This is a genomic window from Vulcanisaeta sp., assembly GCF_049966235.1.
Taxonomy (GTDB): Archaea; Thermoproteota; Thermoprotei; order Thermoproteales; family Thermocladiaceae; genus Vulcanisaeta; species Vulcanisaeta moutnovskia.
Genome location: NZ_JBMFVA010000002.1, coordinates 118,134 through 133,269, shown reverse-complemented (window position 1 = coordinate 133,269; position 15,136 = coordinate 118,134). Strand labels below are relative to the sequence as shown.

17 protein-coding genes are annotated in these 15,136 nt (G+C 37.3%); 3 read left to right on the top strand and 14 right to left on the bottom strand.

Translation table 11 applies throughout. The features are described from left to right. Window positions 1–2: 2 nt before the first annotated feature. Window positions 3–653 (bottom strand): proteasome subunit beta, encoded by a 651-nt coding sequence (locus ACP5L5_RS02440; protein WP_083805464.1) that lies wholly within the window; start codon window positions 651–653, stop codon window positions 3–5. 50 nt (window positions 654–703) lie between these two features. Next, window positions 704–1,477 carry a peptidylprolyl isomerase gene (locus ACP5L5_RS02435; RefSeq protein ID WP_013604065.1) on the bottom strand — a complete coding sequence of 258 codons (774 nt, stop codon included), beginning with the start codon at window positions 1,475–1,477 and terminating at the stop codon, window positions 704–706. An 86-nt stretch (window positions 1,478–1,563) separates the two neighbouring features. On the opposite strand from ACP5L5_RS02435, the gene ACP5L5_RS02430 reads away from it, so the two are divergent. The 3 genes from ACP5L5_RS02430 to ACP5L5_RS02420 are packed head-to-tail and all read left to right on the top strand — an operon-like array spanning window position 1,564 to window position 3,321. Beyond that, on the top strand, window positions 1,564–1,845 hold the full coding sequence (locus tag ACP5L5_RS02430; RefSeq protein ID WP_428761357.1) for a TIGR00304 family membrane protein: 282 nt from the start codon (window positions 1,564–1,566) through the stop codon (window positions 1,843–1,845). Between the two features lie 10 nt (window positions 1,846–1,855). Further along, window positions 1,856–2,173, top strand: coding sequence for a hypothetical protein (locus tag ACP5L5_RS02425; protein WP_428761356.1), 318 nt, complete (start codon window positions 1,856–1,858; stop codon window positions 2,171–2,173). Window positions 2,174–2,196: 23 nt separating this feature from the next. Next, on the top strand, window positions 2,197–3,321 hold the full coding sequence (locus ACP5L5_RS02420) for a PLP-dependent aminotransferase family protein (protein WP_428761354.1): 1,125 nt from the start codon (window positions 2,197–2,199) through the stop codon (window positions 3,319–3,321). Here the strand turns inward: ACP5L5_RS02420 and ACP5L5_RS02415 are convergent. From ACP5L5_RS02415 to ACP5L5_RS02360, 12 genes are all read right to left on the bottom strand, one after another. Beyond that, complete coding sequence (locus tag ACP5L5_RS02415) at window positions 3,318–5,189, bottom strand: hypothetical protein (protein WP_428761352.1); 1,872 nt, start codon at window positions 5,187–5,189, stop codon at window positions 3,318–3,320. The two genes, ACP5L5_RS02420 and ACP5L5_RS02415, sit on opposite strands and share 4 nt — an antisense overlap. A 129-nt stretch (window positions 5,190–5,318) precedes the next feature. Next, window positions 5,319–6,965 carry a CTP synthase gene (locus tag ACP5L5_RS02410; protein ID WP_428761350.1) on the bottom strand — a complete coding sequence of 549 codons (1,647 nt, stop codon included), beginning with the start codon at window positions 6,963–6,965 and terminating at the stop codon, window positions 5,319–5,321. Window positions 6,966–7,019: 54 nt separating this feature from the next. Beyond that, window positions 7,020–7,307 (bottom strand): hypothetical protein, encoded by a 288-nt coding sequence (locus ACP5L5_RS02405; RefSeq protein WP_048056847.1) that lies wholly within the window; start codon window positions 7,305–7,307, stop codon window positions 7,020–7,022. Continuing rightward, a complete protein-coding gene (locus tag ACP5L5_RS02400) occupies window positions 7,285–7,512 on the bottom strand; it encodes a hypothetical protein (RefSeq protein WP_048056848.1) in 228 nt (75 codons plus the stop codon). The genes ACP5L5_RS02405 and ACP5L5_RS02400 overlap by 23 nt, the downstream gene beginning before the upstream one ends. Window positions 7,513–7,551: 39 nt before the next feature. Continuing rightward, window positions 7,552–8,544: a deoxyhypusine synthase gene (locus ACP5L5_RS02395; protein WP_013604073.1), complete on the bottom strand. Its 993-nt coding sequence runs from the start codon at window positions 8,542–8,544 to the stop codon at window positions 7,552–7,554. 42 nt (window positions 8,545–8,586) lie between these two features. Continuing rightward, window positions 8,587–9,345, bottom strand: a complete 759-nt coding sequence (locus ACP5L5_RS02390; protein WP_013604074.1) for a class I SAM-dependent methyltransferase — start codon at window positions 9,343–9,345, stop codon at window positions 8,587–8,589. Beyond that, window positions 9,342–9,764 (bottom strand): hypothetical protein, encoded by a 423-nt coding sequence (locus ACP5L5_RS02385; RefSeq protein ID WP_048056849.1) that lies wholly within the window; start codon window positions 9,762–9,764, stop codon window positions 9,342–9,344. The genes ACP5L5_RS02390 and ACP5L5_RS02385 overlap by 4 nt, the downstream gene beginning before the upstream one ends. A gap of 62 nt (window positions 9,765–9,826) precedes the next feature. Further along, window positions 9,827–11,071 carry a M48 family metalloprotease gene (locus ACP5L5_RS02380; protein WP_428761347.1) on the bottom strand — a complete coding sequence of 415 codons (1,245 nt, stop codon included), beginning with the start codon at window positions 11,069–11,071 and terminating at the stop codon, window positions 9,827–9,829. Next, window positions 11,037–11,495: a hypothetical protein gene (locus tag ACP5L5_RS02375; protein WP_273302475.1), complete on the bottom strand. Its 459-nt coding sequence runs from the start codon at window positions 11,493–11,495 to the stop codon at window positions 11,037–11,039. Before ACP5L5_RS02375 ends, ACP5L5_RS02380 begins: the two co-directional genes overlap by 35 nt. 105 nt (window positions 11,496–11,600) lie before the next feature. After that, window positions 11,601–13,010, bottom strand: coding sequence for an ATP-binding protein (locus ACP5L5_RS02370; protein WP_428761345.1), 1,410 nt, complete (start codon window positions 13,008–13,010; stop codon window positions 11,601–11,603). Window positions 13,011–13,071: 61 nt separating this feature from the next. Further along, entirely contained in the window at window positions 13,072–14,664 is a 1,593-nt protein-coding gene (locus ACP5L5_RS02365; protein ID WP_428761343.1) for a helicase C-terminal domain-containing protein, read from the bottom strand. Window positions 14,665–14,715: 51 nt separating this feature from the next. Further along, window positions 14,716–15,126 carry a hypothetical protein gene (locus ACP5L5_RS02360; protein ID WP_013604080.1) on the bottom strand — a complete coding sequence of 137 codons (411 nt, stop codon included), beginning with the start codon at window positions 15,124–15,126 and terminating at the stop codon, window positions 14,716–14,718. Window positions 15,127–15,136 lie beyond the last annotated feature (10 nt).

The following is a 15,136-nucleotide window of genomic DNA, read 5'->3' as shown; positions in this document are numbered from 1 at the left end:
TTTTAATGAATTAATTCCTTAAGGTATGGTGTTGAGTCAACCTCCTTATAACCTTCCTTGGTTATTGTCACGACATCAATACCCTCACCACTTCCTGGATCATGATATATGGCTGACCTGACCGCTCTAACGGCTAATCTAACAGCTTCCTCAATGCTCATGTCTCTCTTATAACCATCCTCAAGAACGCCAAATGCCGTTGGTGAACCACTGCCCGTCGCCATGAACTCAGTCTCCTTGGTTAGAGTCCCGAAGAAGTCCAGCATGTATATCACGGGTCCTTCGTCAGGATCCCAACCACCAAGTATCATATGCACTAAGTAGACAAATGGCCTACTTGAGAATACCACGAGAGATGCATAATTGGCTAGAGCTCTTATTGATATGGGTTTCCCAGTATCCACTTTATACTGTATGGCTGTTGCTGTTAGAGAATCAAGAACCTTTTGCAAATCTGCAACACCACCACTCATCGTTGCTGCTATATGATTATCTATTTTCCAAATCTTAACGCCCTTCTTTCTATGGGCTATATAATAACCTGCCGTGACTCTTCTATCCGTGGCTAGCACAACACCGTCATTAATCACTATACCTACCGTGGTTGTTCCAGTCATTAATCTGGTAAGGTTTTCATTATTATTGCTAATCATCAACCTCACTAAGAATTACTTTATTAATAAATCTTAACCTAATACCCTATTTATTGAGACGATTGTTGAGACTCAGGTTTTGATTCCGCCTGCTTCTCCTCTGCCTTCATCTCAGCCTTAGCCTCCGCCTCCCTCTTAATCTCTATTTCATCAATGAAAACAACCTTATTTATATTCGTGAATTTATTACCTATATCATCCGCAATTCTAGCCTTTATCGTGCCTATATTTTCCATGAACAACGTCTCAATAGGTAACTTTATGGTTATTATAGAACCACCTTCACCAAGCTCGACATTTACCTTATCTATCTCAATCCTCGGTATATACTGCTTAACTATGTACTTTACCTTATCCTCAGTTGTTTCGAGCTTTTTAACCACCTTCGCCGTGATGATTAACGTCCTACCTGCCAATGGATGATTAAAGTCTAGGGTAACCCTACCACCCGTTATACTGACGACTCTACCCTGCTGATTATTAACCTCAACAATATCACCAACCTTAGGCAACTTACCATACCTATAAAACTCCCTAATAGATATTACCCTAACCTTACTTGGGTCTCTCTGGCCGAATGCCTTGTCTGGAGGAACCTCAACTGTTATTTCCTGCCCCTCACTTACATTTGTTATCGCTTGCTCCAAAGGCTCAAAGAGCTTTGTTTCACCTATTATTATTAATCGTGGTTCATAAATTTCATCAGGTCTATAAATACCCGCCTCCTTAGCCTTATCCTCTACCGTGGTTTCCACGACTTTATTATCATCCTTATCAATAACCGTATACTCAAGCAGTACATAGTCACCCTTCTGAAACGGCATCGACTATGAACCAAGCGATCACCCTTTTAAATTTTAAGCTGGAAGGGAATTAGGTTTTAATTCCCCTTAAAAAGTAATATAGAGTGATGAATATAACCTATATAATAGGCTTGGCAATTATGCTATCAATAATATTGGCACTATTGGGAATTGTGCTTATAGTAATTGATGTGATGAGAAGTCATAAGGAAGATGAGGATAAGGATTATGAGAAGAAGGGGAAGTCGAGTGTTGGTGGCGTCGTATTGATAGGGCCTATACCAATAGTGTTTGGTAATGATCCATCAATCATTAAATGGGCAATAGTGTTAACCATAATAGTTGTCATACTATTCATAGTACTCGCATTATTACCTGGAATCCTATGAGGTGATTAGGATGAGGCTTTATCAGCTTGGCATTCTATTGATAATCCTTGCCATACTCATACCAATTATAGCGGTTATAATAGCCATTACAATGGGGGTAACCAGTACGTATACAGTGCCCACCAGTGTTGGTGGTGCTATCATAATATTCCCAATAGTTCCAATACCAATACTCATAACCTTTGGTAAACCACAAATAACACAACCGTTAATTTGGTTTACTTACGTAATATTCATAGTATTTCTAGCCCTAATAATATTCTCAGTGATACAGTATTACAGAACACGGAGAGAACTCACAAGGCATTGGCAGGAAGAACATAAATAAGGCTTGAGGAATTAATTATTTCGATGAGATTATATTGGTCACCAGTTGAATTAGCCAGCAGGTTGGCTAGAAGAGGCGTTAGGTATAATTTCGCTAGTGGTGCACCAGATCCTGGTTTACTACCGATAAATGAGATAAGGAGATCCTTCGAAAGAATTTATGAGAAGTATGGAGCAGCAGTAATAGCTTATCCAGGTGCTGGTGGTTTGAGGGAACTAAGAATTGAATTATCCAGGTACATTAACAAAGCACTTAATATAAGGGTTGATTGGAGAAATATAATAATAACTGCAGGAGCTCAACATGCCATTAAAATACTATCACAATTATTAATGAGAAGGAGGACAATAGTGTATGTTGAAAATCCAACATTTGTTGAAACCATTGCACCAATGAAGTTTCAGGGAGCCCGATTAATAGGTATTCCAATGGATGATGAGGGCATGAATACGCATAAACTAGAGAACCTAGTTAGGAACTACGGACCTGGTATTGTCTATACAGTGCCTAATTGTCATAACCCAACTGGAGTTTCACTCAGTAGTGATAGAAAGAGGCACCTACTCGAGATTGCGGAGAAACATGGATTAAAGATTATTGAGGATGACCCCTATACATCACTATACCCCAATACTGGACAAACCCTTAAATCCATGAACAATGATGTCATTTATGTTGGAACTTTATCGAAGATTTTAGGCCCCGGTTTAAGGATTGGGTTTGTGATAACTAGCGGTAAATTGAGGAATGATCTAGAGAAGATTGAACAACATGACTTTGCCGCATCAACATTAACACAGTACTTAGTTTATGACTTGTTAAGAAGAGGTGTTGCCTATGATGTTATTCAGAAGGCTCATGAATTATATCCTAGAAAGCTTAGGGAACTTATTGAATCGTTGGATGAGTATTTACCGAGTGCGTTAATGTATAGACCATCCTGTGGGTTCTACGCCTTCATAAATACTAAGGTGAATGCTTGGAATCTCCTGAGAAGAGGTATTAAGCAAGGTATATTGTTTGTTCCAGGAAATAAATTCTTCATAAATGAGAATAGACCAAACACCGCTAGACTTAGTATTGGATCAATAGGTGTTAACTTGATAAGGGATGGAATAAAGGTATTAAGCGTTATCATGAACAATTAATTAATGACCACATAATCATTATTACCATCACCTGACCTACCACCTAATCCCTTAACTATTGATGATATGACTATGAGAAGTGTCAACAAACCTAGTATTATCAGTAATGATTTAATGCCCAATGCACCAAGTGTCCAAACCCTAACATAGATATTACTGTTAGTGATATTTACTACATAAACGTCATTTCCATAAATAACCATACCTACTGACGAGTTAATAGGTACACAATACCTACCAGGACCTATGTAATATAGATTACCAATATTTAGTACTGCAGTTGACAGTTCATTATTAAGAAGGTCCATGGGTATAAAATTTATTACACGAGGACTAAGTACTAAGCTCTCCGGATTGCTTTCATTTACTATTAATTCACGTTGATAAAGTACTGATCCATTACCCAGTAATGCCATTTGAATATGATCACCAATTACGACGTTTGGTATATCTATTTGCTGTTGGATATTGCTTAGTGGAAAGACATATTGATTATTGCCATACTTAATCAATAATTCAAGGTTTAGGTCAGGGCATTTCTGAGGAATCGCAATATTTAGAGTGTAGTTTGAAAAGATTGGGATTTTCAATGTGTTGCCCTGGATAATACTGCTTGTACCTAAATCCATTAACTCACCATTCACTAAGGCATATATATCATATGTACCTGGATATACACAAGTGCCGTTCATAAATGGTAATAAGGTACCATTAACATTTAAATAAATTAATGCATTTATGGGATTACCAAGTTCGTCTGTTACTGATAGGCTTGATCGCGAAATCAAGGGGATGTGCACCGTAACTGTTGATGTAGGTATTGAATTAAGGTAAATGCCTATAGTCCTTATGCCACTAATGGTAACGTATAATACTCTACTTAGCGTTGGGTTGATTGTTAAATTACCGGTTAAGCTCAATATCGAACCACTTTGTGTGGTAACGAAGACATTATTGCATTTTAATTCCTGTAGCGATTCACCAATGAAGTTAATCGTAATGGGATTAATGGAGGAGTTAATGATACAGTAAGGTGCGTATGATAGGTATGTGGTCCATGGAGTAATCCCTGGAATACCTGGATTAATTACCGTGCAGTTATCATAGGAGTATTTAACCCATGGCGCACCCGTTAGCATTACCATGGGCTTTGAAGAACCAGATAATACTAGATTCTCTATATTATTACCTATTGGTACGTAGTAATACGGCGTTATTATAATATACGTGGTTCCATTAGCCGTAATTTCAATATTACTTGAATACGTAATGTATGTCGTTATTTCAGCATACGTATTTAAGTAACCAATGTTAATGCTTGAGTATTCCGTACTTAATTCCGCTGTTAAATAATTACTAATACTGGCTTCGGCAGGTGATATTGATATTATCTTAACTATTGCGAATATGTAATTAAGACCTGGAATTAATGGTATTGATGCATTAATAGAACCTTGAGTTAATGTGTATGTAATGTTAGAACTAGGTATTACCAAGGCCTCAAGTGGGTATGGATCATATGAACCTATACTGAGGTAAACACCATATATTGGTAATGAACAGTTAACTTCCATGCTAATGTACTTAGGGCTATAGTCAATGACTGGAATACTTATGAAAGACCCATTATATAGTACTAAAGATACAGACACTATGCCTAAATTCGAAAGCGGATCTAGGTATGCATTAAATAGTACATTACTTTCCTGTGAACAATACTGATAGATCGGTATTACTAATTGGTCACTTGTTATGTTAATTACATTGGTAATTGATTGATTACCGTAATAAATACTCATATTTATATAATTAATAGTTACCTGCGCGTAAGTCAACATAGGAAGTACCATGAATACTCCAATAATCATTATCCAAAATATGCGCCCTATCACGGTGACAGATAAGAAGGGATTATAAATAATACAATCTCGTAAAATAACCAAGTTAATGATGATGCAGTTCGCAGCGGATTGAATGACAGAGCCTTCGAAAACTGATTATGCGTATACCGTAGTATTTATACTATATGGGGATGGCATTCCACGTTTCCTACTATAGGCAGCATTTAGTAGTGCGGCGAATAATGGATGAGGTCTAAGAGGTCTACTTCTGAATTCTGGGTGGAATTGTGTAGCCACGAAGAAGTAATGACTAGGTATTTCTATAATTTCCACCCTGGGCACATCAGCTCTCCATGCAGAAAATACTAGACCCTTCTCCTTAAGTAAATCAAAGAATTTGGGATTAACCTCATACCTATGCCTATGTCTTTCCGTAATTTCCGTAGTACCATAAATAGCGTAGGCTATTGTATCCTTAACAATGTTTATCCTCCTATTACCAAGTATCATGGTACCACCCAACTCCTCAACATTTTTCTCCTCTGGCGTTATGTCAATGACTGGGTATGGAGTATTTGGATCAACCTCTGTCGTGTGAGCACCCTTAAGACCAGCAACATTCCTTGCAAATTCTACAATGGCAAGCTGCATACCATAGCATATGCCTAGAAATGGAATGTTATTCTCACGTACATACCTTATAGCCTCAATCTTACCCTCAACACCCCTGGCACCAAATCCTGGCAATACAATTACTGCATCCGCATTGTTAAGCTCGGCAATCTTAACATGATCCTTCTCTATATCCTCAGTATCGCACCAAATAATGTTTGGCTTAAGCCTTAACTTAGCGGCCGCATGTTTAATAGCCTCAACAATGCTTATATAAGAATCATGAAGCTTAACGTATTTACCGCACATATAGATATTAATAACCTCCTCACTATTTTCAAGGGCATTAACAAAGGTTATCCAATCACCAAGCTTAGGTTCTACCTGCGTTAATCCAAGTTTACTCAATAAGTATTTTCCTAAACCTTGTTCTTCAAGAATTAATGGTACTTTATATATAGTATCTACATCATATGATGTGAAAACCGCGTTAATAGGTACGTTCGTAAACAACGAAATCTTCCTTCTTGTCTGCTCATCCAATGACCTAGGTGACCTAGCAATTATTATATCAGGTTGAATACCAACCCTCCTGAGTTCAGCAACACTATGCTGTAACGGCTTTGTCTTAAGTTCACCGGTAGTTGATAATATGGGAACTAAGGCAACATGAACGAATAGCACATCACTAGGCATTTCAAGTCTCATTTGCCTGGCGGCTTCAAGGAATGGTAATCCCTCGTAATCGCCCACCGTACCTCCAATCTCTATTAAAACAATATCTGGCTTTTCCCTTTTTGTTACAAGAAGTATTCTTCTCTTAATCTCCTCGATAACGTGCGGTATTAATTGAACAGTTTGACCAAGATACTTACCCTTACGCTCCCTCCTTATAACAGTATAATACACCTGGCCGCTGGTTATGTTGTGATATTTCGGAACCTCTATGTCTAGGAATCGTTCATAATGACCTAGGTCAAGGTCTGTCTCACCGCCATCGAACGTCACAAAGACCTCGCCGTGTTGAAATGGATTCATTGTTCCAGCATCAACATTTAAGTATGGATCTATTTTGATTGCAGTTACATGATAGCCCCTTGCCTGTAGGATTTTTCCAATTGATGCCGTTGTGATACCCTTACCTAAACCTGATAATACGCCACCAGTTACAAAGATGTACTTTGTCGTCATAATAAGCACGGTACAGCTTAATATTTAATACTTTCTTTTATACTGAATAGATTACTACTTCTTATTTTTCGTTAATTCCTCATAAACCCCCGTTATTATTTCATGCCTCCTCCTTACTTTCCTCTCTAAATCATATAACTCAGTTCTCATTTTATAGAGATCAGTCCTTAGCTTATTCATTCTATTAATTAAGTCTAATTCGGTGGGTGATAATAAATACTCAAGCTTTGTATCCGGCTTTAGGGTCCTTAATATTAAATATATGTCTAGTTTACTGAAGCCCTTGCTCCGTAATTCATTCACAATGCTCTTTATGTCCTTAGCTTGTGAAATTGAAAGCATTCGAAACCACCCTCTGAAGATCATTTACAAACCCACTTAGTGCATTATTAACGGAGCCCTGTAGATGAGTTATACCTGTCACGGCATTGCCGAACAATCCACTAATTAATGATACCAGGGCTACAAGCACTGCCATTGATATTGCTATAAGTAAAACTTCCTCAATGAATATATCCCCCCTCCTTCTCCTTATTTTTATGCTCATCACTATTAATAACTCAATTTTATATATAAGGCACTACACCTAGTTAATGACCCTAACACCTTTCCTAAAACCAATCTTCTTAATTATATAGGGTATTAATATCGGTAGTACTACCGTTGCATCTTCAAGAACAAAGGCCTGCCTTGCCGTTGGTTTCACCTTACCCCAAGTGATAGCCTCCTTTGGTCGAGCACCACTAAGCGAACCATCCCACTCAATCGCCATTGTAATATAAACCACGTAATCAAGTCCACCAGCAAATTGACTCCACCATATCACATGGTGCTTAGAAATACCACCACCAATTATTAATGCGCCCAGGGACTTACTCGAATAGACAATATCCATCAACTCATGCTCATCCCTAAGTAAATCAATTCTCACCTGCTTACCTCCAGTCCTCGTCCTCTGCATTTCATTATACGTGAGTATTGCCGTACCAAAGGCGCCATCCACAAACCCAGGAACATAAATTGGCACCTTAGCCTTAGACACTGCCCTTAGTATTGAATAATCATCATCAATCCTCTTACCTAACTCCCAAAGCAACTCCCTAACGCCCCACTCCTCCCTTGTTTTTGATAGATCCTCCAGCGACGAATGTACAAACTTCTCGATTAACGGCCCATAATGCTCCTTCCTAACCGCAACATTACCAATCCTATGAATACCCGCCTTGCTCATCTCAATATCATCAACATCAAAATAGCTCTGGTAATACTTACCACCCATTGATTTGGCAATGTCATGGTCTAAAGTACCTGCTGTAGTTATTATAACATCGACAAAACCACTCTCAATGAACCTAGCTATTAAGCCCCGAAGACCTGTTGAAATTAAATTACCAGTAAACGATAGAAAAACAGTCGTGTTTAAATCGTTATACATGCTTAAGAGAACCTCCGCTGCATCCGCCATGTACCTACCTTGAAAACCACCAATTCGTTTATAAGCCTCTATTAAGTCGTCAATGGTATTTATACCAACGTCTAGATCAGAAACCTCACCCGACAGGAATGGTGAATCATTCATCAAAACTGGTATTAAGTTATTATTTTTAATGTTTATTTAACTTCACTTAACAATCCTGACCTCCTTAATTAGGCCTTGCTTCATTAGTTCATTTATTACTCCTCTAACACTCCTTATTGTTAATTGTGTCTTATTCGATATATCCTCAACGGATCTATTACCATCTATTAATTCCAGAACTTCTAGGTACTTCTCGTTAAGTTGTATATTCCTTAATTTTTCCTCTATTCCATCAACGGGTATCGGTATTTCAAGACCAGGTATTTTATACAAGTAAATCTTATGACTTCTCCACTCCTCATAGAGATCTTCCACAATTAAGGGTTTCCAACCAGGAACTTCAAAATCATGAGACACAACCCTAGTGCTAGGTCTTAATTCACGCTCAAGTTTAGGCTTTATTCTTTCGTTAACGCTGGTGAGTAGGTACATTGTAACCACATCAGCCTCTGATATGTTCTCCTCAAAGAAGTTACCGTAAATCACACGGATCTTATCCTCAAGTCCTAAATCCTTAACCCTTCTAAGCGTTTGTTCGTATAGGTCCTTCCTAATTTCAATACAAGCGGCTTGGGCGCCAAATTCCCTAGCGGCCATTATCACTATCCTTCCATCACCACAACCTAAATCATAAAGAACCTCATCCCTTTTAACATTAGCCAATTGAAGCATCCTCCTAACCACAATCTCTGGTGTGGGTACAAACGGGACGTCGTAAGGCATATTGAAATACGGAAAGAAATTGGGGCTATAAATATCCTTCTCTAGCGCATTTTCATAATAATCATCAAAATCACTCACGAATTCTCATTACTGATCTTATTTATTATTTTTACCTTGAGTCCCTCATTATCATAATTAATATCAAGATCAATTGCACCCCTCTTCTTAAGAACCTTAATTGCATCAATTAATAATTGTCTCTCCTGAGGCGTTACTCTAGCTAATGCGTCATTTAAATCATCAGAACTGTTAATTATATCTAAGTATTTCCTTATTAATATTGAATTTAAATTTATTGATATTGGATCTTTTTCAAATATTAGTTCATGAATTGCAGAATCTGCGATTGAGTATATATTTAGTAACACATCAGAAAGGGATACGCATTTAGTTATTATGTCATTTATTAACGATGATAATTCCGATAACTCGGGATACTTAGTCTCCAATCTACTTATCAATATCCTTAATTCGCTCATTTTTTCAATCAAGTCCATGTATACACCAGGGCTTAAAGCAAAAATTAAACTAACCACTAAATAATTAACGAAATACAAAATTACCGTATTATCTTAACCAACCTACTCGATACTGATGGATGCGATGCAAAAATCCTTAACCTCCTACTCATTAATTCACTATGTAGCTCCTTCCAGGTAACCTTAATCAACGCCATTGCCAAGTCCCTCCTAGATACGAACCTCATTGCATACTTATCCGCTGAGTACTCACTCAGTTTCATAACCGAGATAATACCAAACAATTCAAGAAATAATGCCGTAATAAGTATAGGTATTGCAGGTAAGCTCATTAATGGAATTATGTACGTTATCAACGCAATATTATCTAATTGAGCCAGCGATATTAAGAATAATGTTTTCGCTGAATCGCCATGAACTATATGACCAATTTCATGCATAACCACTGCAGTTAATTCATTACTATTTAAGCAGGAAACAAGTCTCGATGTTAAAATTACATAATTAATACCGGGTAAGCCAATGGATGCTGCATTGCATTGATTCACATTTACCAGGTAAATACCGTAATTCTTAATTCCCGAGTTACTAATTACTGACTCAATATCTATATACTCCTCATAAAAGTTCTGGGGCTTTGTCCTTATATCATTAACTAATGATAATACGAATCTCCTTATTTCATTCAATGATTTACTATTCTCAATTCTGGATAAAAGCCGTAGAGCATCATTAAATTTCTGTTCCTCAAGATCCCCATATTCTAGTACGAACTTTATGATACGCGAATTCCTCAAATCCCCATGCCTTATCCTTAACTGAAGGATGTATGAGTATATTATTGGTATGATAAGTGGTGATAATAGTAATATTATTATTAGGTGTATTGATGGTATTATATTTATAATCCTTAAGACCGCAATGATTATTGATAGTGCTATTATTGATATTAACATAAGTCCTATTAAACCGATGGGTAATGATTGAACCCTCGGTAAATCATTAACCCTATAAATCCTATTATTCTTTTGCAGGAGTAGTATTGTTATTTTGCGCGTGCCATCCGTACCTAAGTACCTCAGAACTAAGGCATTTAGTAGGTTCCTCATCTTACCGTTACCTTTTATCCTTACTTCATGATTAACACTTAATTCAGCGTTTCCATAGTCATCATATACTATTAATTTCGTAGTATTATCATCAATCTCCTTAGCCACATATGACGAATCAGCAACTTTTAACAGATAGTTCTCTACGTAATTAATTAGGGACTGAGGATCTTTTATTAGATCACGGATTACTTGATATATTTTTATTCCCACCATTCGTGGCTGTCTGTGCCAGGTTTATTTTTTGGGCATTAGCTAATTCCCTTAACATATTTATACTTGTATTACCTCTCTTCGTAGATTTATAACCATCAATGAAAGACAATATTTCGTGAACATTATTATGCTCAAGTATTAACCAGAACTCCGTATTCCTTATTATACCGTAAACCTTACCCCTCGCACTCCTCTTAATGACCTTAATGAGCCCAAGCTCCACAAGCTCCTCAAGGAAATTCCTAACTATGACTGACTCTGAGCGTGGGCTTTTCCTAGTCCATATGGATATGTCCTGGGCAACCTTTGCAGGTCTAAAGGTTATTAATTGACCCTTGGCATTAATAACAAGGTCCTTCAACATCTGGAGTATTAGAATTTTCACCTTCTTCGTATCTATCATTAAATTTTCCGAGGTTGTCATTAGGGCACCAGGGTTCTCGTATATATCTGCTTAAATAAATAAATTAAGAATTAGAGACACTCTCGAAGTAAATAAACGTCAGAGTTTCATGAAATCTCTTTATAATCAACTGTGTATATTATTTTTCAATTTACCATCAAGCTCTAGTATTCTTTCAATGATTTTTTCATCAGCGTCTAGTATTCGTTCTATCTCACTAACCTTATCACGTAAATTAACGACCTCCCTCTCCAATTCCATTATTTGCTTTCTAAATATGGAATCATCACTGGATCTAGTGTCACTTGATGATACGGCCTTACTATCATTAATGGAATTTACCAATCTCATCGACGCTCTATCGCTATTATTACCTGGGTCCTCACTTGTTTTAGCATTTGCGATTAATTTATCATTAATGCTTAACTTATTTTCATTGTTAATCCTCTCAGTGAACCCATTATTTACTGGTACATTAATATCCTGCTGAGATTCGTTCTTTACATCATTAAACCTCCTAATAACCACATGCGATGGCTCAATAATTGCCCTTAATGGTCTTATTTTAGTAACACCCCTATTAGTTATCACTATGGCTTCCTCCATTGATATCTCATTCATTTTATTAATTAAATCCCTGGAAAGCGTGACTTCGCCATCTAGGATTTCAGGACTTATCTTAAACAGTACTATATTACAATGCTTAAGTATTGATGACTTTGGGACAGCATTACTAACTAGGACTGCCCTTAATCCATACTTCGCTAATTCCATTATTATATGGTCGACTATGGAATAACTAGGGCCATTTATATCCAGTAGATTCTGAGCCTCCTCAACTATTAATACGTGCTTAACACCCTTTTCTATTAAACCCATCTTCATATAATGCATGTAAAGGGCTGCTAATATTAATGATGAAACAAGTCTCTTTTCTTCAATAATCGTTAAGTCACTAAGATCTATAACTGCATCACCCTCCATAAGTGCATCAATGCCTACAATACCCTTACCAATATTCATAGCCGAATACTCAAGCCTCCTTAGAATAGCCGCCTTCATCTCAGCCTCCGTCCTAGTATTGACCAGGTAATTATCTATCTTATTTATTAAGTCATTAAAATTGGTATAATTCCCGTCACGAATCATTCTATATAGCATGTACATGCTTGGTTCATTAAGTCCTAAGCCAAACCCCAATATTTCAGTCAATAACTTTGGTGGTATTTTCTCAAGATCTATGGTTATTGCAGACGTCGGTAGTGTTGGTAATACACCTGTGTATTCACCGTGCCAATCAAGTACTGTAACGACATATTTTCGACGAAGACCCTTAATCATAGCCTTAACAAGAGATGATTTACCACCTCTAGTGGGACCGAGTACACATAAATGCCTATCGAGTGGTACTTTGTAAGGTAATATAAAGCGCATGCCTACTGTAACACTATCAGTTGAGAAATCTCTCATTAGTGATGCCACGGCTATTGATGCAGGTATGGCAATGGCACCAATGCTTAGTACGTCCATATGCATCATAAAGAAATTCCCATTGGAATTTATAAGGCACTTAATTTCTACTTCGTTTAAACATGCATTACCATAATGATGCATTCAAGAATTGAGAAATGCCCATGGGCCTCATCCTCAATGAGAGCCATTTAGGCATATACTTTCTATAACGATAAAACCTGCTGTCCAATAACACGGCAACCTTCCTATGCCTATCTAAATCCCTTAATAACCTACCGATTATTTGGGTGGTGGTTGATACCGCTGGAAATAGATAGGTGGTTGCAAACCCACTAATTCCCAATCTCTTATAATAATGGGATTTTAAGAAACTCCATTGACTATATTGAGGAAGTGGAAATCCAATAATCATAACGCCGATTAACTCCTGCTCGAGAAAGTTTATGCCTTCACCAATTGGGTTCTGGGCATACGTTATTATTAATGACTTAGTAACCCTGGCACTCTCCTTAAATGGCTCAATGACCCTTACGGCCTCAGAACCATCCCTAAGTATGAATGTTGGTATTCCCCAAACCGGCGGTGTATAATAATTAATGTATGAATTCATGTACTCAATGCTCGGGAAGAAAACTGCTAAGCCACCTGCCGGTGGTGATGACCGAATAAACACTTTAATACTTTTATTAACAATATCTAGGTACTCCTTCAGTAACCTATTACGATGCGTAAACTCGACATCAATCACCGAAAAAACCACGAGATTCTCTTGATATTCCTTAGGTAAGGAGTCTATCGCTATGTAATACGACGGCTTGGAAAAAACGTCTATAATGTACGAAAACCTCCTACTAATGGATGCCGTTAAAAGAAGGACCTTTTGTGACTTTGTTATTAAATCATAAATAGGCTTAATTGAAAGACACCTTAATCTAATTGATTTACCATCATACGTGAATGCACAAAGATCATTACCAAAGTGAGTAAGCATCTCAATAACCCTATCGTCAAATGTCTCGGACCCCTTTAATAAATCATCAACATCAAACTTCCTTAACACCACAGTTTCTCTTTGCGGTACGTAATTCTTTATCTTATTAAATAATTTATTGGCCAGGTCATTACCGTTTAATGCCCATTGTCGTAACTCATCAATACTAATACTAATTGACTCCTCAAGACCTGCGGCGACATTATGAAATTCATCAATTATTGCAAGGGGTTTATTCCAATTATCAATTATATTAATTAATCTACTGTAAAGTTCAGGACTAGATAAATACGCATGTGTTGATATAACTATAGGTAACTGGTATGCCAGGGCTTCATTCACTTCATATGGGCACAAGCCATCACTGAGTAACTCAGGGGGATTGCACGTTAGAATTGGCAATGGTACCTCAGTCTTACTGACCCTACACCTACCACTTAATCTGTATAGGAAGCATTGCTTAGAATTATGCGCGTTAAATGGACATAGTGATTCTCTACCGAGGAAGATTGATGTTTTATCCCTAATACCAACCTGCTTCGTGAATTCGCAAAGCTGTAATGCCTCGGCCCTAGACCTTGTTATTATGAGCACCTGGCCGTCCTCATTAATCCATTTACTGGCTATGGTCACTGCAATTCTTGATTTACCAAAACCTGGATATGCATTTAGCAATACTATGTCCCTCTCCCTCAATAGTGAATATACGTAATCAGTAATATCCATTCAATAGAGAATGCTCAATTCAATTAATTAGGTACTATAAGGAGGTTTTGATCATGCTGATGGTTCGTAAATCCTCGTCTTAGAACCTTCAAGGAACTTCTTCTTTATACCCTTCATACTCTCAAGGGCATTATTAATTGCATTGAGTACCTTAGAATCTGACTTAACTTCATCAAGCTCCTTACAATTATTTAATACCCTCTCGAATAAGTCATCAACCATCTTATCGGGAAGTCTCTCAAGGGCTTCCCCATAAATCTTTGGTAATTCCTCACTTATGAATTTCACAACATCATTGATGTTCTCCCAATTATCCTCAGCCTGCCTAATAATTGATAATATCGTTTCTAGGCTATACCTCTCATCAGCCGATAATTTAGAGTCATCTATCTCCAGATAAGCCCTATTTAGGCAATACCTAACGAACCTGTATATTAATGGGTTTATATTAAGTGTTGACATCGAGTTGCAT